14 protein-coding genes and 1 pseudogene are annotated in these 20,500 nt (G+C 62.0%); 3 read left to right on the forward strand and 12 right to left on the reverse strand.

Annotation, left to right across the window (positions count from 1 at the left end; all coding sequences use genetic code 11):
• Window positions 1-182: 182 nt before the first annotated feature.
• From purU to J1D76_RS05515, 7 genes are all read right to left on the reverse strand, one after another.
• The gene (gene purU, locus J1D76_RS05485) at window positions 183-1,040 is read right to left on the reverse strand and encodes a formyltetrahydrofolate deformylase (protein WP_421137390.1); all 858 of its coding nucleotides are present in this window, start codon (window positions 1,038-1,040) and stop codon (window positions 183-185) included.
• Between the two features lie 136 nt (window positions 1,041-1,176).
• Window positions 1,177-1,809, reverse strand: a complete 633-nt coding sequence (locus J1D76_RS05490) for a sarcosine oxidase subunit gamma (RefSeq protein WP_421137391.1) — start codon at window positions 1,807-1,809, stop codon at window positions 1,177-1,179.
• Window positions 1,810-1,975: 166 nt separating this feature from the next.
• Window positions 1,976-4,993 carry a sarcosine oxidase subunit alpha gene (locus J1D76_RS05495; RefSeq protein ID WP_421137392.1) on the reverse strand — a complete coding sequence of 1,006 codons (3,018 nt, stop codon included), beginning with the start codon at window positions 4,991-4,993 and terminating at the stop codon, window positions 1,976-1,978.
• A complete protein-coding gene (locus J1D76_RS05500; RefSeq protein ID WP_421137393.1) occupies window positions 4,990-5,319 on the reverse strand; it encodes a sarcosine oxidase subunit delta in 330 nt (109 codons plus the stop codon). Before J1D76_RS05500 ends, J1D76_RS05495 begins: the two co-directional genes overlap by 4 nt.
• A 15-nt stretch (window positions 5,320-5,334) precedes the next feature.
• Window positions 5,335-6,585, reverse strand: a complete 1,251-nt coding sequence (locus tag J1D76_RS05505) for a sarcosine oxidase subunit beta (RefSeq protein ID WP_007947735.1) — start codon at window positions 6,583-6,585, stop codon at window positions 5,335-5,337.
• 23 nt (window positions 6,586-6,608) lie between these two features.
• Window positions 6,609-7,862: a serine hydroxymethyltransferase gene (gene glyA / locus J1D76_RS05510; RefSeq protein WP_421137394.1), complete on the reverse strand. Its 1,254-nt coding sequence runs from the start codon at window positions 7,860-7,862 to the stop codon at window positions 6,609-6,611.
• Window positions 7,863-8,176: 314 nt separating this feature from the next.
• Window positions 8,177-8,893, reverse strand: a complete 717-nt coding sequence (locus tag J1D76_RS05515; protein WP_421137395.1) for a TraX family protein — start codon at window positions 8,891-8,893, stop codon at window positions 8,177-8,179.
• Between the two features lie 155 nt (window positions 8,894-9,048).
• Between J1D76_RS05515 and J1D76_RS05520 the strand changes: the two genes are divergently transcribed.
• Both J1D76_RS05520 and J1D76_RS05525 read left to right on the forward strand, forming a co-directional pair.
• Window positions 9,049-10,089, forward strand: coding sequence for a low specificity L-threonine aldolase (locus tag J1D76_RS05520; protein ID WP_421137396.1), 1,041 nt, complete (start codon window positions 9,049-9,051; stop codon window positions 10,087-10,089).
• 171 nt (window positions 10,090-10,260) lie between these two features.
• Window positions 10,261-10,503 (forward strand): annotated as a pseudogene (locus J1D76_RS05525) (SDR family NAD(P)-dependent oxidoreductase); the annotation flags it as partial.
• Window positions 10,504-10,709: 206 nt separating this feature from the next.
• Here J1D76_RS05525 and gbcB read toward each other — a convergent pair.
• The gene (gbcB, locus tag J1D76_RS05530) at window positions 10,710-11,810 is read right to left on the reverse strand and encodes a glycine-betaine demethylase subunit GbcB (RefSeq protein ID WP_421137397.1); all 1,101 of its coding nucleotides are present in this window, start codon (window positions 11,808-11,810) and stop codon (window positions 10,710-10,712) included.
• 281 nt (window positions 11,811-12,091) lie between these two features.
• Here gbcB and gbcA point away from each other — a divergent pair, with 281 nt between their 5' ends.
• On the forward strand, window positions 12,092-13,387 hold the full coding sequence (gene gbcA, locus J1D76_RS05535; protein ID WP_421137398.1) for a glycine-betaine demethylase subunit GbcA: 1,296 nt from the start codon (window positions 12,092-12,094) through the stop codon (window positions 13,385-13,387).
• Between the two features lie 915 nt (window positions 13,388-14,302).
• Here the strand turns inward: gbcA and J1D76_RS05540 are convergent.
• The 4 genes from J1D76_RS05540 to dgcA all read right to left on the reverse strand — a co-directional run bounded on the left by J1D76_RS05540 (window position 14,303) and on the right by dgcA (window position 20,491).
• Window positions 14,303-15,073: an electron transfer flavoprotein subunit beta gene (locus tag J1D76_RS05540; protein WP_421137399.1), complete on the reverse strand. Its 771-nt coding sequence runs from the start codon at window positions 15,071-15,073 to the stop codon at window positions 14,303-14,305.
• A gap of 15 nt (window positions 15,074-15,088) precedes the next feature.
• Window positions 15,089-16,309, reverse strand: coding sequence for an electron transfer flavoprotein subunit alpha/FixB family protein (locus J1D76_RS05545; protein WP_421137400.1), 1,221 nt, complete (start codon window positions 16,307-16,309; stop codon window positions 15,089-15,091).
• Entirely contained in the window at window positions 16,309-18,258 is a 1,950-nt protein-coding gene (gene dgcB, locus J1D76_RS05550; RefSeq protein WP_421137401.1) for a dimethylglycine demethylation protein DgcB, read from the reverse strand. Before dgcB ends, J1D76_RS05545 begins: the two co-directional genes overlap by 1 nt.
• A gap of 172 nt (window positions 18,259-18,430) precedes the next feature.
• Window positions 18,431-20,491, reverse strand: a complete 2,061-nt coding sequence (dgcA, locus tag J1D76_RS05555; protein ID WP_421137402.1) for a dimethylglycine demethylation protein DgcA — start codon at window positions 20,489-20,491, stop codon at window positions 18,431-18,433.
• Window positions 20,492-20,500 lie beyond the last annotated feature (9 nt).

Below are 20,500 nucleotides of genomic sequence, written 5' to 3' on the forward strand. Positions count from 1 at the left end.
GCTTTCACCTCGCTGTTGTTGTTATGGAACCGCGTTGCCCAGGCAGGCAGCGCGTTGAGTGCTCGGGTTATTGCCTGTGTTCTTGTGTTGTCTGTGAGGGCCTCTTCGCTGGCAAGCCAGCTCCTACAGTGATTCGGGGCGAAACAAAACCCTGTAGGAGCTGGCTTGCCAGCGAAGGCGATCTAGAGAACGACCGTGCGATTGGCGTTCAAAAACACGCGTCTTTCGATGTGATACCCAACGGCCCGCGCCAACGTCAGCCCCTCGATATCCCGCCCCTTGGCAATCAAATCCTCGGGGTAATAACTATGATCCACCGCCTCGACGCCTTGGGCGATGATCGGCCCTTCATCCAGGTCGTTGTTGATGTAGTGCGCCGTGGCACCCACCAGTTTCACACCCTTGTTATAGGCCTGGTGATAAGGCTTGGCGCCCTTGAACCCCGGCAGCAGGGAGTGATGAATGTTGATCGCCTTGCCATCGAGCTTGCGGCACAACTCCGGCGACAACACTTGCATGTAGCGCGCAAGAATCACCAGCTCAGCGCCGGACTCTTCAATCACCTGCCACACCTGGCGCTCCTGCGACGGCTTGTCGTTCGGATCGAGCGGGAAGTGGTAGTACGGAATCTGGTGCCAGTCGGCCAGCGGCTTGAGGTCCGGGTGGTTGGAGACCACGGCGGCGACGTCCATCGACAATTGGCCGATGCGCTGGCGATAGAGCAAGTCATTGAGGCAGTGATCAGCCTTGGAGACCATGATCACTACTTTCGGCCGATAGTTTGGCGACGTCAGTTCGAAGTTCATGCCGAAGGATTCACCGCGCTCGGCCAGGCCTGCGCGGAACGATTGTTCGTCGAATCCATCGGGCTGGCGGAACTCCACGCGAATGAAGAAACGGCCCGACAACCGGTCATCGAAGGAATGGTGCTCGGTGACGTAGCAGCCCTGCTCGAACAGAAAGCGCGTCACCGCGTCCACGGTGCCGAGCAGGCTTGGGCAGTCGGCGGTCAGAATCCATGTGTCTGGGGCGCGGCTCATGGTGCGGTGACTCCAGTTCGTTTAATGGCAACCGCTACGCGGTTGTTCGCTGGCAAGCCAACTCCTACAGATTTTGTGCCGCTATCAATAGCGCAACACGGTCACTGTAGGCGCTGGCTTGCCAGCGAAAGCAATCTCAAGCCTGAACGCTCAGCCCGTACTCGGCCGAAGCATCCTGCAACCACAACCACCAGTAATCCGAGAAGCTGCGACGGATCAGCAACTCCCAAGTGTCTTCGGCGGTGTGACGGATCATCAGCTGTGACTTGGCGAACACCGTGCCGACGGCTTTGCCCACCGGGAAGTTGTTCGGGTGCACGTCGTAGCTGGTGGACTTCATCAGTACCTGGCGCACGTTCGGGCCGCTCAGTTCGAGGACTTGCTGACCGCCGCTGACGTTAACGATCGCAATGTGCAGATCACCCAGCGCTTCGCGCAGTTTCTGCTCGGCGGTCAGTTCTTCACCAGTCGGCACGATTAGCAGCCATTCATCCGGGCCCATCCATTGCAGGCTGGTCTCGCCCTTGACGACGACGGTCAACGCGCCTGGCAATTCAATGCCGAGGGCCTTGTGCACGCCGGCGGCAAACGCGGCATCGTGGCCATCGCCGCGGATAGTCAGGTGACCGAGGAGTTTCTTCTCACGCACGGTCACGCCGGCGTTCTTGCGACCCTTGCCCACCAGGCTGGCGAGGTCGGCATGATGCAACGACGACTCTGCCTTGGCCCCGGTGGTCGGGCGTTGTTGGTACACATTGGCTGCGGTCATAAAGCACCTTCCTGAATTCTGTTGTGAGGCTAGCGGGTGTCCGGGCTGACGCCTTCGCTGGCAAGCCAGCTCCTACAGAACCGCGTTCACCTCAATCCTGTAGGAGCCGGCTTGCCGGCGATCCAGGCAACGCGGTGTATCGGATACACCGCGCCGCACTCGGCAATCACACGTTCTGGCGTTCGCCTTTCGGATCGAAGAACACCGAAGACACAATCTCCGCCTCGATCACGCTGCCATCGGCCAACGGTGCAAACACGCGCTCGCCCATGCGCTGCAACCCGCCCTTGACCACGCCCATGGCAAACGAATAGCCGAGGGAGTTGTGCAGGTAACTGGACGTCACGTGGCCGACCATGGTCATCGGGATCGCCTGCTTGGTGTTGAACACCAGTTGCGCGCCTTCCGGCAGCCATTTGTTCGGATCAATCGGCTTCAGGCCCACCAGTTGCTTGCGCTGGTCACGCACGCAGTCTTCACGGTTCATCCCGCGCCAGCCGATCCACGAGAACGGTTTGGTGCGACCGACACACCAGCCCATGTTCAGGTCGTCCGGGGTCATCGAGCTGTCAGTGTCCTGGCCGACGATGATGAAACCCTTCTCGGCCCGCAGCACGTGCATGGTTTCGGTGCCGTACGGCGTCAGGTTGTACTTCTTGCCGGCGTCGACGATTTTTTCCAGCACGCCCATCGCGTAGTCGGCCTGCACGTTGACTTCGTACGACAGCTCGCCGGTAAACGAAATCCGGAATACCCGCGCCGGCACACCGCCGACCAGGCCTTCTTTCCAGGTCATGAACGGGAAGGCTTCGTTGCTCAGGTCGATGTCGGTGACTTCGCTGAGCAGCTTGCGGCTGTTCGGCCCGGACAGGGTCATGGTCGCCCAGTGGTCGGTGACGGAAGTGAAGTACACCTTCATGTCCGGCCATTCGGTCTGGTGGTACAGCTCCAGCCACTGAAGTACGCGAGCCGCGCCGCCGGTGGTAGTGGTCATGACGAAATGGTTGTCGGCCAGGCACGCCGTCACACCGTCGTCGAAGACCATGCCGTCTTCCTTGCACATCAGGCCGTAACGGGCCTTGCCCACGTCGAGCTTGGTCCAGGCGTTGGTGTAGACGCGGTTGAGGAACTCACGCGCATCCGGGCCCTGGATGTCGATCTTGCCCAGGGTCGAGGCGTCCAGCAGGCCGACACTGTCGCGCACGGCTTTGCATTCGCGCTTCACGGCCGCATGCAGGTCTTCACCGGATTTCGGGAAGTACCACGGACGTTTCCACTGGCCGACGTCTTCAAACTCGGCGCCGTTTTTCAGGTGCCATTGATGCAGCGCGGTATAGCGCACTGGCTCGAAGATGTGCCCACAGTGACGACCGGCCACCGCGCCGAAGGTCACCGGCGTGTAGTTCGGACGGAACATGGTGGTGCCCATCTGCGCGATGGTCACGTTCAGCGAACGGGCCGCGATGGCCAGGCCGTTGACGTTGCCGAGCTTGCCCTGATCGGTTCCGAAGCCCAGCGCGGTGTAGCGCTTGACGTGCTCGACCGACTCGAAGCCCTCGCGGGTCGCCAATTCGATGGCGGCGGCGGTGACGTCGTTTTGCAGGTCGACGAATTGCTTCGGTGCCCGTGCAGTGTTCTTTTCGTGCGGCACCTGGAACAGCGCCAGCGTCGGCTCTTCGAGACGGCTCAGGGCTTTGGGCAATGTACCTTCGACCGACTGGAACCCGGCTTCGGACGCTGCGCGCACGCCACCTTCAAAACCATCGGCCAACGAATCACCGAGACCGTAGACGCCGTTGATGCCACCGACGCACACGCGTTTCTGCGGTGCTTCACCCGGTACGAAACCGAGGATGTCTTCGCGCCAGATCGGCTTGCCACCCAGGTGCGAAGCCAGGTGCACCACCGGGCTGTAGCCACCGGAGCTGGCGACCACGTCGCATTCGAGCCATTCGCCAGGACTGGTCACGGTGTGGGCCTTGACGTCGATGGCCGCCACGCGGGCACCGGTCACGTGCTTGCTGCCACGGGCCTCGATCACGGCGCTGCCGGTGAGGATGCGAATACCCTTGGCGCGGGCTTCTTCTACCAACGCACCCCGCGGGTTGTGACGGGCGTCGGCGATAGCCACCACTTGCAGGCTGGCGTCGAGCCAGTCCAGGGCAACGCGGTAGGCGTGATCGTTGTTGGTCGACAGCACCAGTTTCTTGCCCGGCGCTACGCCGTAACGCCGCACGTAAGTCGAGATCGCGCCGGCCAGCATGTTGCCCGGCACGTCGTTGTTGCCGTAGACCAGTGGACGCTCGTGGGCGCCGGTCGCCAGCACCACACGCTTGGCACGCACCCGGTGAATGCGCTGGCGCACCTGGCCAATCGGTGCGCGGTCGCCGAGGTGATCGGTCAGGCGCTCGTGAATGGTCAGGAAGTTGTGGTCGTGGTAACCGTTGACCGTGGCGCGCGGCAACAGCAGCACGTCCGGGGTGTTCTTCAGTTCGTCGATGACACTGGCGACCCAGTCCACCGCTGGTTTGCCGTCGAGGCTTTCGCGGGAGTCGAGCAGGCTGCCGCCGAACTCTTCCTGCTCATCGGCGAGGATCACCCGGGCGCCGCTGCGCGCAGCTGCCAAAGCAGCCGCCAGACCGGCAGGACCTGCGCCGACGATCAGCACGTCGCAGTGCTGGTTCATGTAGTCGTAGGTGTCCGGATCGACCTCGGTCGGCGAACGACCCAGACCGGCCGCCTTGCGAATGTACTTCTCGTAAGTCATCCAGAACGATTGCGGGTACATGAAGGTTTTGTAGTAGAAACCCGGTGGCATCAGCTTGCCGCCGACCTTGCCGAGAATCCCCATCATGTCGTTGTTCACGCTCGGCCAACCGTTGGTGCTGGTGGCGACCAGGCCCTGATACAGCGCCTGTTGCGTGGCGCGCACGTTGGGGATTTGCGTGGCTTCGGTGGCGCCGATCTGCAGCACCGCGTTCGGCTCTTCAGCGCCCGCGGCGAAGATGCCGCGTGGCCGGGAATACTTGAAGCTGCGACCGATGATGTCGACGCCGTTGGCCAGCAGTGCCGCGGCCAGAGAGTCGCCTTCGAAGCCTTTGTAGTTCTGGCCGTTGAAGGTGAAGCTCAAGACTTTGTTGCGGTCGATCCGGCCGCCGTTGGACAAGCGATTGACTTGGCTCATACCTTCTCTCCCAGAGCCGTGCTGGCCGCTTTCGGGCTATCGGTCTTGTCGGTGAATTGCGGCTTGGTGCCGATCTTGTAGGTCTCGAGAATCTCGTAGGTCACGGTGTCGCGGGTGACGTTGAAGTACTGGCGGCAACCGGCGACGTGATCCCACAGTTCATGGTGCAGGCCACGCGGGTTATCGCGGAAGAACATGTAGTCGCCCCACTCCTCGTCGGTGCAGGTGCCGGGGTCCAGTGGGCGCGGGATGTGAGCCTGGCCGGATGCATGGAATTCCTCTTCGGAGCGCAACTCGCCGCAGTGAGGACAGAAGATATGCAACATAGGAAATTTCTCCTGTTAGTGGGCGACGGCCGCAGCGCCGTGTTCGTCAATTAGCGCACCGTTGTGGAAACGGTCGATGGAGAAAGGAGCGGCCAATGGGTGCATTTCACCCTTGGCCAGGCTGGCGGCAAACACGTTGCCCGAGCCCGGTGTAGCCTTGAAGCCGCCGGTGCCCCAACCGCAGTTGAAGAACATGTTCGGCACCGGGGTTTTCGAAATGATCGGGCAGGCGTCCGGCGTGGTGTCGACGATGCCGCCCCACTGGCGGTTCATGCGCACCCGCGACAGCACCGGGAACATCTCGACGATGGCCTGTATGGTGTGTTCGATCACCGGGTACGAACCGCGCTGGCCGTAGCCGTTGTAGCCGTCGATACCGGCGCCGATCACCAGGTCGCCCTTGTCGGACTGGCTGATGTAGCCGTGCACGGCGTTAGACATGATCACGCTGTCGATAATCGGTTTGATCGGCTCGGACACCAGCGCTTGCAGCGGGTGGGATTCGATCGGCAGGCGGAAACCGGCGAGCTTGGCCATGTGCCCCGAGTTACCGGCAGTGACGACACCGACGCGCTTGGCGCCGATGAAACCCTTGTTGGTTTCGACACCGATGCACACGCCGTTTTCCTTGCGGAAACCGATCACTTCGGTCTGCTGGATCAGGTCCACGCCCAATGCATCAGCGGCACGGGCGAAGCCCCAGGCCACGGCATCGTGACGGGCCACGCCGCCGCGACGCTGGACGGTTGCGCCCATCACCGGGTAGCGGGTGTTTTTCGAGCAATCCAGGTACGGAATCTCGTCGGCGACTTGTTTGGCATCGAGCAGCTCACCGTCGACGCCGTTGAGGCGGTTGGCGCTGACCCGACGCTCGGAGTCACGAATGTCCTGCAAGGTGTGGCACAGGTTGTAGACGCCGCGCTGGGAGAACATCACGTTGTAGTTGAGGTCCTGGGACAGGCCTTCCCACAGTTTCATCGCGTGTTCGTACAGGTGCGCCGACTCGTCCCACAGGTAGTTGGAGCGAACGATGGTGGTGTTGCGCGCGGTGTTACCGCCGCCCAGCCAGCCTTTCTCGACCACGGCCACGTTGGTGATGCCGTGCTCCTTGGCCAGGTAGTAAGCCGTGGCCAGGCCATGCCCGCCACCGCCAACGATGACCACGTCGTAGACCTTTTTCGGGGTCGGCGTGCGCCACATTTTCTGCCAGTTTTCATGGTGGCTGAGAGAGTGCTTGAAGAGGCCGAAGCCCGAGTAGCGTTGCATAGTCATTTACTCCAAAACCGCACTCAGCGATAAACCGGGAAGTCCGCGCACAGGGCCGACACTTGCTGGGCAACGTTGGCCTCGACATCGGCGTCGCCGAGGTTGTCGAGGATGTCGCAGATCCAGCCGGCCAGCGTGACGCACTGAGCCACCTTGAAGCCGCGGGTGGTCACCGCCGGGGTGCCGATGCGCAGGCCGGAGGTGACGAACGGCGACTGTGGATCGTTCGGCACGGCGTTCTTGTTCACAGTGATGTGGGCGCGACCGAGGGCGGCGTCTGCGTCCTTGCCGGTCAGGCCCTGACGGATCAGGCTGACCAGGAACAGGTGGTTGTCGGTGCCGCCGGACACTACATCGTAGCCACGTTTGATGAATACGCTCGCCATGGCCTGGGCGTTGTCGATCACTTGTTGCTGGTAGACCTTGAAGCCGGGCTCCAGCGCTTCCTTGAAGCACACTGCCTTACCGGCGATCACGTGCATCAGCGGGCCGCCCTGGGCGCCCGGGAACACCGCGGCGTTGAGCTTCTTCTCGATTTCTTCGTTGGACTTGGCCAGGATCAGCCCGCCACGCGGACCGCGCAGGGTCTTGTGGGTGGTGGTGGTAACCACGTCGGCGTAAGGCAGCGGGTTCGGGTACAGGCCGGCAGCGACCAGGCCGGCGACGTGGGCCATGTCGACGAACAGCAGCGCACCGACCTTGTCGGCGATCTGGCGGAAGCGCGGGAAGTCGAGGGTCTTGGAGTAGGCGGAGAAGCCGGCAACGATCATCTTCGGCTTGCACTCGACCGCCAGGCGCTCGACTTCGTCGTAATCGATCAGCCCGGTCTTGGTGTCGATGCCGTACTGCACGGCGTTGTACAGCTTGCCCGAGGACGACACTTTGGCGCCGTGGGTCAGGTGGCCGCCGTGGGCCAGGCTCATGCCGAGAATGGTATCGCCGGCCTGGATCAGCGCAAGGTAGACAGCGCTGTTGGCCGACGAACCGGAGTGCGGCTGGACGTTGGCGTAGTCGGCACCGAACAGTTGCTTGGCGCGCTCGATGGCCAGGGCTTCGACCTTGTCGACGTGCTCGCAGCCACCGTAGTAGCGCTTGCCCGGATAGCCTTCGGCGTATTTGTTGGTCAGGCCGCTGCCTTGCGCTTGCATCACGCGCTTGCTGGTGTAGTTCTCTGACGCGATCAGCTCGATGTGATCTTCCTGACGTTGCTCCTCGGCATTCATCGCCGCCAGCAGTGCATCGTCGTAACCCTGGATCTGGTCTTGCTTGCTGAACATCGCGTCTCTCCCAGCGGCGGCGGTGCGCCATTCGTCTCGGTGAGGCACTGGCGTTTCGGCAGTGCCCTGTGGATGCGATGGTATGACCGGCGCAGAGAGGTCAAATGCCTATGGACGCCACGCAAAGGTGCGTTTACGACATTGCCCGAAACTGCTGGGTTGAGGATTTCTCTGTGGCGAGGGGGCTTGCCCCCGTTCGGCTGCGCAGCAGTCGCAAATGCGGCAAGCCTGGTGTGCCTGAAAAAACGCCGATCGCGCAGTCGGGGCCGCTGCGCAGCCCAACGGGGGCAAGCCCCCTCGCCACAAAAGCGGGGTCAGGCGATGACCTGACGCAAAGCCAAAAGAACAAGGAAATGCACCGGATAAAGCGCATACGCCCACCGCCGCATCGGTGGTGGTTTTACGCCCTTTGCCTGTCGCAACAAGAACAGTCCGAGCCATGGCGCAAACAGGCAGGCGACGATGGCTGGAATCGCCACGCCATTGCCTTGGCGCGCAGCCTGAAACAACACCTGCCATTGATTGGCCGCCAGGCACACCAGCCCCGCCAACAGCGCGAAATACCAGGGTCGTCGCAGCACCCGCAACATCACCAGTGGCAACAGCACGCCGAAAAAACCGAACATCAGCCACTGGGAGAAAACAACCGCCAGCAACAAGGCACCAGCGGCCAGCCAACGTGCCTGTGAGGTTCGATCCTGCCAGCCTCGCGCCACCAACAAACCCAGCACAAGGGTGGGCATCACGTTCAGCGTGTCGTGTTCGGCAATGAACAGCCGGTAGGGCAACTCACTCACTGCGCTGAACAGCACCAACCAGCCCAGATAACGCCACTGATTCCCGGTCGTCACCTCCCGCCCTCGCGCCAGGTTGACCGCCATCGCCAGGCAGAACCACGCAAACGCCAAGCGCCCCGGCACATACAACCAATCGAAGGAATAACCGACATATCGCAGGTGATCGAGCACCATGCTCAATAGCGCCAGCCACTTGAGCAGGTCCAGTGCCCCGTCGCGCTGCTTTAAGTGCATGGTCTTGTGCATTGTCACGTGCATAATTGCCCTTCGACGCTGTATTTTTCCGACAGCGACATCCTCTGCGCTGCACCTGACGATCTTGGGCACAGTGCGCCCCACATTGACCACGAGACGCTTCACCATAGGCGTCCCGACCACGGAAACAGGCCATGACCGACAAGAGCCAACAATTCGCCAGCGACAACTATTCCGGTATCTGCCCTGAAGCCTGGGCCGCCATGGAGCAGGCCAACCACGGCCACCAGCGCGCCTATGGCGACGACGAATGGACCGCCCGCGCCTCCGACGGTTTCCGCAAACTGTTTGAAACGGACTGCGAAGTGTTTTTCGCCTTCAACGGCACCGCCGCCAACTCGCTGGCCCTGTCGTCGTTGTGCCAGAGTTACCACAGCGTGATCTGCTCCGAAACCGCCCACGTCGAAACCGACGAATGCGGCGCGCCGGAATTTTTCTCCAACGGTTCCAAACTGCTGATCGCCCGCACAGAAAACGGCAAGCTGACCCCGGAATCGATCCGCGAAGTCGCACTCAAGCGCCAAGACATCCACTACCCGAAACCGCGCGTCGTGACCCTGACCCAGGCCACTGAGGTCGGCAGCGTCTATACCCCGGACGAAATCCGCGCCATCAGCGCCACCTGCAAAGAGCTGGGCCTGAACCTGCACATGGACGGCGCACGCTTCTCCAACGCCTGTGCGTTCCTCGGCTGCACCCCGGCCGACCTGACCTGGAAGGCCGGTGTCGACGTGCTGTGCTTTGGCGGCACGAAAAACGGCATGGCCGTGGGTGAAGCGATTCTGTTCTTCAACCACAAACTGGCCGAAGACTTCGATTACCGCTGCAAGCAGGCCGGGCAACTGGCCTCGAAGATGCGTTTCCTGTCGGCGCCGTGGGTCGGGATTCTGGAAAACGACGCCTGGCTCAAGTACGCCAACCACGCCAACCGTTGCGCACAGTTGCTGGCCGAGCTGGTCAGCGACATTGCGGGCGTGGAGCTGATGTTCCCGGTCCAGGCCAACGGCGTGTTCCTGCAACTGTCGGAGCCGGCCATTGCCGCACTGACCGCCAAGGGCTGGCGCTTCTACACCTTCATCGGCAACGGCGGCGCACGCTTCATGTGCTCGTGGGACACCGAGGAGGCGCGGGTGCGTGAGTTGGCTCAGGATATTCGTGAAGTGATGTCGCTCTAAATTATTTGCCCTGTGCATAACTTGTAGGCGCCGGCTTGCCAGCGAAGGCGGTGTTCCAGCCAACATGTTCACTGGCTGTGCTGGCCTCTTCGCCGGCAAGCCGGCTCCTACACAAGCGTCTGCGCTCATGGTCTACATTGTTTGCACATAACAATAACCAGGAGCGCACGCATGTCCCTAAAAGGCAAAACCCTGTTCATCACCGGCGCCAGCCGTGGCATTGGTCGCGAGATCGCGCTGCGGGCCGCGCGTGATGGCGCCAACATCGTGATCGCCGCCAAAAGCGCCGAGCCCCACGCCAAGTTGCCGGGGACGATTTTCAGTGTGGCCGAGGAAGTGCAGGCCGCCGGCGGCAAGGCGCTGGCCTTGCAAGTCGATGTGCGTGAAGAGGACGCCGTACGCAAGGCGAAAGCGGCGTGAGCGAATTCGAGCACTATCGCTTCGCGCCGGACAGCAGCGACAAGCTCATGACTGACCTGTTTATCGACTAAACACCCTCCCCTGTAGGAGCGAGCCTGCTCGCGATGAACCTGAGAACGCCGCGGGGTGTCAGGTCGCCAGCGTTATCGTTGACGTCCATCGCGAGCAGGCTCGCTCCTACAGGTTTTTTTGCGCGACCATCAGAACTCGATACGCACGTCGCCCTTCGGCACGCTGCAGCACGACAGGATGAACCCGTCGGCTTCATCTTCCTCGGTGATCCCGCCGTTGTGCTCCATCTCCACTTCGCCGCCCAGCTTCAACACCTTGCAGGTGCCGCAGATGCCCATGCCGCAAGCTTTCGGAATCATCAGGCCGACCTTGGCCGCCGCTGCATGCACGGTCTCGCCCGGGGCCACGCGAATGCTCTTGCCGGAGGCGGTGAATTCCACCTGATGCAGATCCGCCACGTCGACTTCCGGTGCCTCGGCCGCTTGTTCGGCGTGCTCCACGGCGTCGGCGCGCGCCTCTGGCGGGGTCGCACCGAAGGATTCCTCGTGGTAACGCGACATGTCGAAGCCAGCGGCTTCCAGCAAGCGCTTGACCGCATTCATATACGGTGTCGGGCCGCAGCAGAACACTTCGCGCTCCAGGAAGTCCGGCGCCATCAATTCAAGCATTCTGTGGTTGAGGTAACCGCGATAACCGGCCCAGGGCTCACCCATACCGTGCTTCTCGCAGATCAGGTGCAGGCTGAAGTTGTCGATCCGCGATGCCATGTGTTCCAGCTCGCGGTGGTAGATGATGTCCTTGGGCGAACGGGCGCTGTGGATAAACACCATGTCGACATTGCCGTTGGTGTCGTAGAACCAGCGCGCCATGGACATGCACGGCGTGATGCCGACGCCGCCGCTGAGGTAAAGCACCTTTGGCGCGGTGAAGTCCATGGCGTTGAACAACCCGACCGGCCCGTGCACCGCCAGTTCCTGGCCCTCGTGCAGGGTATCGTGCAGCCAGTTGGAGACGCGGCCGCCCGGCACGCGCTTGATCGTCACCGAAAAGCTGTAGGGTACCGACGGCGAACTGGAAATGGTGTACGAGCGCATGATCGGCTCGCCTTCGATTTCCAGCTCCAGGGTGACGAACTGGCCCGGCTTGAAGAAGAACAGGATCGGCTGGTCGGCCATGAAGCAGAAGGTGCGCACGTCCCAGGTTTCCTGGATGACTTTGACGCAACGGACGATGTGCCGACCATTGGCCCAGGTCTGGGTGGTTACCGGGTTCAGGAAGCTGTTGGACATGCTGATCTCCACGGCCGACTGTCGGCCTTCATGTTGGCGATTCTGCGTATAGCGCGAACCACCCATTTACCTATCTGCGACATTGACATGCTTATCGCGACCAGCCCCCAACGACCCGGGCTTGCGCGTCGGGAACAGATTGCACCATGTCGCCCATGGATAAGGTTCTGGGCTGCGCCGGCCCCACACTCGCCTCAACAGATCACCGCTGTTTTTGTCTTGCGTCGCACAACCGTAGCCACATTTCGCCGGCCACACAGAATGGCCATGAGGATTAAACGATGGACGTCACTACTACCCTGAGCCTGGGCGATCCGCTGGAACCCGCACGCAAGGCCACCGCGCAGATGCTGCAAGAGCGCGAGCGCACGTTCTCGCTGCCGCAGCCGTTTTACTCTGACGAGCGCCTGTTTGATATCGACATGCAGGAAATCTTTCAGAAAGAGTGGTTGATCGCCGGCATGACCTGCGAGATCCCGACCAAGGGCAACTACCTGACCCTGCAAATCGGCAAGAACCCGATCATCGTGATCCGTGGCGCCGAAGGTGTGGTGCACGCGTTCCATAACGTCTGCCGCCACCGTGGCTCGCGCCTGTGCACCAGCGACAAGGGCAAAGTCGCCAAACTGGTGTGCCACTACCACCAGTGGACCTACGAACTCGACGGCCGCCTGTTGTTTGCCGGCACCGAGATGGGCGACGACTTCGACATGCAGCAGTACGGCCTCAAGCCGGTGAACGTGAAGACCGCCGGCGGCTACATCTTCATCAGCCTGGCGCAAAACCCGCCGGCCATCGATGACTTCCTGTCGACGCTCAACCATTACATGGAACCGTACGACATGGAGAACACCAAGGTGGCGATCACCACCACCTTGATGGAAAAGGCCAACTGGAAACTGGTGCTGGAAAACAACCGCGAGTGCTACCACTGCAACGCGTCGCACCCGGAACTGCTGAAAACCCTGCTGGAGTGGGACGACGTCACCGACCCGCGCGCCGACCAGGCGTTCAAGGACCACGTCGCCGCCTCTGCCGCCGCCTGGGAAGCCGAGAAGATTCCTTACGCCCACGCCAGCTTCGGCCTGCGTAATCGCATCGTGCGCATGCCGTTGCTCAAGGGCACCGTGTCGATGACCCTGGACGGCAAGCAGGGCTGCGCCAAGCTGATGGGCCGCATCAAGAACCCGGACCTGGGCTCGATGCGCATCCTGCACCTGCCGCACTCGTGGAACCACTGCATGGGCGATCACATCATCGTGTTCACCGTGTGGCCGATCAGCGCCCAGGAAACCATGGTCACCACCAAGTGGATCGTGCACAAGGACGCGGTCGAAGGCGTGGACTATGACGTTGAGCGCATGCGCAAGGTCTGGGACGCCACCAACGACCAGGACCGGCGCCTGGCCGAAGAGAACCAGCGCGGGATCAACTCCACCGCTTACCAGCCTGGGCCGTATTCCAAGACCTATGAGTTTGGCGTGGTGAACTTCGTGGACTGGTACAGCGAACGCCTGCTGAGCAACCTCGGCGCCGAGCCTGCGCCGTACCTCAAGGGTGTGCCGGTCAGCGGCTAACCTGGATTGACGCGTTATCGTTTACGACCTTCGCGAGCAGGCTCGCTCCTACAGGGGGTAGTGGCGTACACAACTTTTGTGAACACCACAGATCACTGTAGGAGCGAGCCTGCTCGCGATGAACCTGAGAACGCCGCGGGGTGTCAGGTTGCCCAGCGTAATCGTTGACGTCCATCGCGAGCAGGCTCGCTCCTACATGGGTTTATTAGAACTGTACGAAATATGATCTATCTCGATCAGGCCTATGCGCACCGCGCCTCCCAGCCTTCCGCGAACAACTTATCCACACCTCCACCCACAGCTAATGGGGACAACTGTGGAAATACTGATTATTTTCTTCGCAAAAACCGAACAAAAAACGTGACTTATCCAGAAACGCACTTCCATAAGCGACCTGATCATTTTTTGATCTAATGCCCGCAAGCCACGTTTCGTAAGGCTTATAGCGGATGGCGAACACCTTATCCACAGAAGCGCCAACAGACTTTGGGGGCAACTTTGCCACGGCTGTGGAAAACCGCTGAAAGCCGCATAAAATCGCTGTTGGAGCGCCAATTGACTTGCAAAAACCGCCCCTTTGATCACTTTATGACCAACCCTCTGAAAGCCGCTGTTTACCTGACCTCCAGCCGATAGCAAACATCTTATCCACAGAAGCGCCAACAGAGATTGGGGGCAAGTGTGGAAGACGGCGAGCTGTTATCCCCCTGAAAACACTCGGGAAAATCACACTTTGGACTGATCGTTTTTCGACCAATTGCTTGCAAGGCTTGATCTGCAAGGGGTGCAGCAAGACACGAACATGTTATCCACAGATATGCCAACCGCCATTGTGGGTAAACACGTCCAGGACCAACGCGTCACCTACACCTGCAGGAGCGAGCTTGCTCGCGCCTACAGGGGGTGCTGGATGTGCTAGCGGACCACGCCTTCTTCGATCAGCAGTTTGAGAATCGCCTCGGCGCCGGCCTGGGCCGTCGCGCCTTTGAGCACTTGTCCACCGCCGCCACTGGCCTTGGCCGTCGCGGCCTTCATGCGGTCGGCGCCGCTCTTGGCCTTGATCACCTTCAAGCGCTTGGGCCGTGGCTTGGCCGGTTGCAGGCTGGCAATCGCGAGCAGCTCATCGTCGATGACCTCGACGTCCTGCGCTTGCAGCACGCCGCGCCGGGCCGGGCCGTAAGCGCTCTGGCGTGGCTTGGGCGCGGCGTTATCCACCGTCGCCAGGAACGGCAAGCGCACTTTCAGCCGACGACGTTGACCCCGAGGCAAAGCCTGCAGCACCAATGCCGAACCGCCATCGATCGACTCGACCTGCGCCAGCCCCACCACCAGCGGCCAGCCCAGGCTTTCGGCCAGCAGGAACGGCAGCATGCCCGAGCCTTCGCCGGTTTCCGCCTGGCTGCCGGTCAACACCACCTGCGCCCCGGCATCGCGTAAATAGTCGGTCAGCGCCGGTAGCGCGTCAGCGCCTTGCGGCTGTTCCAGCACATGCAATTGCTCCAGCCCCATGCCCAGGTAAGCGCGCAAGGCAGGCTCGGCGATATCCCCGGCGTGCAGCACCTGCAATTTATCCCCAGCCAGTTGCAGGCCCAGTTCCACCGCCCGCGCATCCTGCTCCGCGCGGCGCGGCCGACCGGAAGTCGGGTGGGCGCCGATGGACACCAGGCTGATGATTTTCGTGCTCATAACCCTTTCCTTCCCTTAGGCCGCATCGCGCCTGGCGTCATTGCGGTAAGCCTCGATCGCATCGATCAAGGCTTGCAGAATCTCCGCGCTCTCGCCGATCACCGAGAGGTCGGCACGCTTGATCATGTCGCAGCCAGGGTCGAGGTTGATCGCCACCACCTTGTCGCAGGCACCGATGCCTTGCAGGTGTTGGATCGCCCCGGAAATACCCACCGCCACGTAGACCCTTGCGGTGACCCAGGTGCCGGATGCGCCGACCTGACGGTCGCGGGCCATGAAGCCGTCGTCCACCGCCACCCGCGAGGCACCTTCGGTCGCGCCGAGGGCTTGGGCGGTCCTGTGGAAAAGTCCCCAGTCCTTGACCCCGTTGCCGCCAGAGAAGATGAACTCGGCTTCGGCCATGGGAATGGCCGCCGGATCGACCGCCACCGCGCCCAGGTCCTCGATCCGTGACAAGCTGCGTGCCACGGTTGTGGATAACTCCACCGACAACGCTTCGTGACGGGTTTCACTGACCGGTTCGGCGCACTCGGCAGCCGCTAGAATCAGGCGTGCGAGAGGACGGGCCAAGTCTTGTAAACCCGCGCCAGCGCGGCCGATGCACGCCTGATCCTTGACCTGCCAGACCCGCGTGGCCGGACGCTCGCCCAATGCCGCAGCGAAACGTCGGCCGAGTTCGCCACCGCCACTGCGGCTGTCCGGCAGCAACCAGTGACGTGGGCTGAACTGGTTATCCACAGCCCGCAGACCCTGCACCCGTTGTTCCGGTGCATAACCGCTAAACTCTTCGCCTTCGAGCACCAGCAGGCGGTCGACGCCCGCCGTGGCGAAAGCATTTTCCTTGTGCTCGCCGAACACCACGGCCAGCACCGCACCATCCTTACCGGCCAACTGATGCGCCAGGCCCAGCAGGTCGCGGTCATGACTGCTCAAGCGGCCGCCGACCATGTCCGGCACCACGCTGATGTAAAACGCTGGCGCGGCCACCTGATGCAGCGGCAATTGCACTTCGACGGCGGCCGAACGCTTGGTCGCCCCGCCCTGCTGGGCGCCGCTGCGGTCGATGCGCTTGATGCCGTTGGGGCCGATGAAGCCCATGCCGTGGGGATTCTTGCGGATGACGCCGTTCGGTCCCATCCAGCTGTGTTGCGCCGGTTGCATGGCCGCGTGCAGCGGGTGCAAGCGGTTACGGGCAATCCATTCGGCCCGCGGGTCGCGGCGGATAATGTCGCTCATCAGTGGGCCTCCGCAGGTTCACGTTGGGCTGGAGCGGCCGGCTTGCTTGGCGCTGCATCTTCGAGCAAGGCGTCGGCCACCAGTTCGGCAATGTCCTTGATCAGCGGCCGGGGTTCGACCACGCCTTCGAGCATCGCCGTGCATTGTGGGCAACCCACGGCCACCAGTTCGGCACCGGTTTCGCGGATGTCTTCCATGCGCATGTCGGGAATCCGTTGCTTGCCGGGAATGTCGGTGATCGGCGCCCCGCCGCCGCCGCCGCAGCAGCGCGAACGAAAGCCCGAACGTTGCATCTCTTTGACTTCGATGCCGAGGGCGCGCAGCACCTGGCGCGGTGCCTCGTATTCGCCGTTGTAGCGGCCGAGGTAGCACGGGTCGTGATAGGTCACGCTGTCGCCTTTGTGCTGACCGAGGTTCAACGCGCCAGCGTCGATGATGTGCGCCATGTAGGTGCTGTGGTGCTGCACCAGGTAGTGGCCATCGAAGGCGCCGTATTCGTTTTTCAGCACGTGGAAGCTGTGCGGATCACAGGTGACGATGCGGTTGAAGCTGTACTTGGCCAGGGTCTGGATGTTGCGCTTGGCCAACAGCTGGAAGGTCGCTTCGTCACCCAGGCGCCGGGCCACGTCACCGCTGTCGCGCTCTTCAAGGCCGAGCACGGCGAAGTCGACTTTCGCCGCTTTCAGCACTTTGACGAAGGCGCGCAGGGTGCGCTGGTTGCGCATGTCGAAGGCGCCGTCGCCAACCCAGAACAGCACGTCGGTGGATTTCTTCTCGCTCATCAGATTGAGGTTCAAGTCCGCCGCCCAGTTCATCCGCCCACCCGGCGCGAAACCGCCCGGGTTGTCGGTGGCGATCAGGTTTTCCAGGACCTCGGCGCCCTTGTTCGGGGTCGCGCCTTTTTCCAAAGTCAGGTGACGGCGCATATCGACGATGGCATCGACGTGCTCGATCATCATCGGGCATTCCTCGACGCAGGCGCGGCAGGTGGTGCATGACCACAGGGTCTCGGCATCCACCAGGCCGTTGACGATCGGTTGATGCGGATTGCCGGCGTGTTCGCCAATGGCTTTGCCTGGATACGGGCTGCCGGCGAACTTCGCATCAGTGCCACCGGCCAGGCCGACGACCATGTCCTGAATCAGTTTTTTCGGGTTCAGTGGCTGGCCGGCGGCGAACGCCGGGCACGCGGCTTCGCATTTGCCGCACTGCACGCAGGCGTCGAAACCGAGCAGTTGGTTCCAGGTGAAATCCTTGGGTTTTTCCACGCCTAGCGGCGCGGTCGGGTCGTTGAGATCCAGCGGTTTGAGACCGGTGGAACGACCGCCGCCAAAGCGCTCGGCGCGACGGTGCCAGGCCAAGTGCAAGGCACCGGCGAAGGCGTGCTTCATCGGCCCACCCCAGGTCATGCCGAAGAACAGTTCCGACACGCCCCACAGCACGCCCACCCCGAGAATCGCCACCAATAGCCAGCCACCGAAGTTTTCCGCAAGGATGCCGGCGACCGGCAGCGTCAGCAGAAAGAACGAGGCCGAGAACGCCAGCAGGCTTTTCGGCAGACGCATCCACGGGCCTTTCGACAAACGGGCTGGCGGGTTGCGCCGACGCAGGTAGACGAAGATCGCGCCGACGAACATCACGGCCGTCATCAACAGCAGCGCATAACCGAGAATGCGGTTATGCAGGCCGAAACCGTGCACCAGGAGCGCCAGCACGATGGACGCCACCGCACCGCCCGCCGTGGCGACGTGGGTATTGGCGATGTATTTGTCCCGCGCCACCACGTGGTGCAAGTCGACCATGTAGCGCTTGGGCATGGCGAACAGGCCGGCGATCAGGTCGACTTTCGAAGCCCGGCCCCGGCGCCACATGGCCACCCGCCGCAACGCGCCCAGCACCGCAAGGGACAGGGCGGCGAACAACAGGATTGGAAGAAGGGTGTTCAACATGGTGAAGCTCCCAAAGACCTCGGGCTTAACTACTTGGATGCCTTGCTTGATCCCTTGTAGGAGCGAGCCTGCTCGCGAAAAACCTGAGAACACCGCGTTGAATCAGACTCCCCGCGTTATCGTTCACGTCCATCGCGAGCAGGCTCACTCCTACAGGGGTATCCACAAGCCGTTAGAAATCCTTGCAGAGGCGCAGGGCGTCATAAATGGCCGCGTGGGTATTACGCTGGGCCACACAGTCGCCGATACGGAACAGCAGGTAGCCGTCACCCGTGGTGCTCAACGATGGCTGCGGCTTGATCGCGAACAACGCTTCGATGTCGATCTGGCCCTTGTTGCGCGAGCCGTCCTTGAGGCCGTAATAAAGCGCCTCGTCCGGACGCACGCCGTTTTCCACCACCACCTGGTCCACCACCCGCTCCTCTTTGGCGCCGGTGTATTCGTTCTCCAGCACCGCCACCAGCTTGTCGCCTTCGCGGTAGACCTTCTCCAGCATCATGTCGCCGGTCATGATCACTTCTTTCGGGTACATGCTGCGGTAGTAGGTCGGGAACGACGTACCACCAATGGCCACGCCCGGCTTGATGTCGTCGGTGACGATTTCGACCTGGCTGCCCTTGTCGGCGAGGAAGTCAGCGACCGACATCCCGGTGAACTCGCAGATGGTGTCGTAGACCAGCACGTTCTTGCCCGGCGCAACCTTGCCGTCGAGCACGTCCCAACTGCTGACCACCAGCCCTTCGGCGGCGCCCCAGTGTTCGTTCTGCTCAAGGAACGGATGCCCACCGACCGCCAACACCACCACGTCCGGACGCAGATCGAGAATGGTCGCCGCATCAGCAGCGGTGCCCAGACGCAGATCGACTTTCAGCCGCGCCAACTCCAGCTGGAACCAGCGGGTGATACCGGCGATCTGGTCGCGTTGCGGCGCTTTCGAGGCGGTGGTGATCTGCCCGCCGATGAATTCTTTCTTCTCGAACAGGGTCACGTCGTGGCCGCGTTCGGCAGACACGCGCGCGGCTTCCATCCCGGCCGGGCCGGCACCGACCACCACCACCTTGCGTTTGACGCCGGTGGTTTTCTCGATGATGTGCGGCACGCCCATGTATTCACGGGACGTCGCGGCGTTCTGGATGCACAGCACGTCCAGTCCCTGGTACTGGCGGTCGATGCAGTAGTTGGCGCCGACGCACTGCTTGATCTGGTCGACCTGGCCCATCTTGATCTTGGCGATCAGGTGCGGGTCGGCGATGTGTGCGCGTGTCATGCCGACCATGTCAACGTAGCCGCCCTCCAGAATCCGCGTGGCCTGGTTCGGGTCCTTGATGTTCTGCGCGTGCAGGACAGGTGCCTTGACCACTTCCTTGATCCCGGCCGCCAAATGCAGGAACGGCTCCGGTGGATAGCTCATGTTGGGGATCACGTTGGCCAGGGTGTTGTGGGTGTCGCAACCCGAACCGACCACACCGATGAAGTCGAGCATGCCGGTGTCGTCGTAGTACTTGGCGATCTGCTTCATGTCCTCATGGGACAAGCCGTCCGGGTGGAATTCGTCACCGCACAAACGGATGCCGACGCAGAAATCCGGACCGACTTCGGCCCGCACAGCCTTCAACACCTCCAGGCCGAAACGCATGCGGTTCTCGAAGCTGCCGCCCCATTCGTCGGTGCGCTTGTTGACCCGCGGGCTCCAGAACTGGTCGATCATGTGCTGGTGCACCGCCGACAATTCCACGCCGTCCAGGCCACCAGCCTTGGCCCGCGCCGCTGCCGTGGCGTAGTTGCCGATCACCCGCCAGATTTCTTCCGGCTCGATGGTCTTGCAGGTGGCACGGTGTACCGGTTCACGGATGCCAGACGGCGACAGCAGGGTCGGCCAATGCTCGCCGTCCCAGCGGGAACGACGGCCCATGTGGGTAATCTGGATCATGATCTTGGCGCCATGCTTGTGCATGGCGTCGGCCAGGTTCTGGAAGTGCGGGATGATCCGGTCATCGGCCAGGTTGACCGATTTCCACCAGCCTTGCGGGCTGTCGATGGCCACGCTGGAGGAACCGCCGCAAATCGCCAGGCCGATCCCGCCCTTGGCTTTCTCTTCGTAATACTTGACGTACCGGTCGGTGGTCATGCCGCCGTCGGTGGCATAGACCTCGGCATGCGCGGTGCTGAGCACGCGGTTGCGGATGGTCAGTTTGCCGATCTGGATCGGCTGGAACATTGCTTCGAAAGCCATGGCGGGTTC

The organism is Pseudomonas sp. NFX15 (assembly GCF_049132105.1).
Lineage (GTDB): Bacteria > Pseudomonadota > Gammaproteobacteria > Pseudomonadales > Pseudomonadaceae > Aquipseudomonas.

What these genes read in the sequence shown, in the direction of transcription:
- purU (WP_421137390.1), bottom strand. Translation starts at nt 1,040, where the DNA reads ATGAGCCGCGCCCCAGACACATGGATTCTGACCGCCGACTGCCCAAGC.
- J1D76_RS05490 (WP_421137391.1), bottom strand. Translation starts at nt 1,809, where the DNA reads ATGACCGCAGCCAATGTGTACCAACAACGCCCGACCACCGGGGCCAAG.
- J1D76_RS05495 (WP_421137392.1), bottom strand. Translation starts at nt 4,993, where the DNA reads ATGAGCCAAGTCAATCGCTTGTCCAACGGCGGCCGGATCGACCGCAAC.
- J1D76_RS05500 (WP_421137393.1), bottom strand. Translation starts at nt 5,319, where the DNA reads ATGTTGCATATCTTCTGTCCTCACTGCGGCGAGTTGCGCTCCGAAGAG.
- J1D76_RS05505 (WP_007947735.1), bottom strand. Translation starts at nt 6,585, where the DNA reads ATGCAACGCTACTCGGGCTTCGGCCTCTTCAAGCACTCTCTCAGCCAC.
- glyA (WP_421137394.1), bottom strand. Translation starts at nt 7,862, where the DNA reads ATGTTCAGCAAGCAAGACCAGATCCAGGGTTACGACGATGCACTGCTG.
- J1D76_RS05515 (WP_421137395.1), bottom strand. Translation starts at nt 8,893, where the DNA reads ATGCACTTAAAGCAGCGCGACGGGGCACTGGACCTGCTCAAGTGGCTG.
- J1D76_RS05520 (WP_421137396.1), top strand. Translation starts at nt 9,049, where the DNA reads ATGACCGACAAGAGCCAACAATTCGCCAGCGACAACTATTCCGGTATC.
- gbcB (WP_421137397.1), bottom strand. Translation starts at nt 11,810, where the DNA reads ATGTCCAACAGCTTCCTGAACCCGGTAACCACCCAGACCTGGGCCAAT.
- gbcA (WP_421137398.1), top strand. Translation starts at nt 12,092, where the DNA reads ATGGACGTCACTACTACCCTGAGCCTGGGCGATCCGCTGGAACCCGCA.
- J1D76_RS05540 (WP_421137399.1), bottom strand. Translation starts at nt 15,073, where the DNA reads ATGAGCACGAAAATCATCAGCCTGGTGTCCATCGGCGCCCACCCGACT.
- J1D76_RS05545 (WP_421137400.1), bottom strand. Translation starts at nt 16,309, where the DNA reads ATGAGCGACATTATCCGCCGCGACCCGCGGGCCGAATGGATTGCCCGT.
- dgcB (WP_421137401.1), bottom strand. Translation starts at nt 18,258, where the DNA reads ATGTTGAACACCCTTCTTCCAATCCTGTTGTTCGCCGCCCTGTCCCTT.
- dgcA (WP_421137402.1), bottom strand. Translation starts at nt 20,491, where the DNA reads ATGGCTTTCGAAGCAATGTTCCAGCCGATCCAGATCGGCAAACTGACC.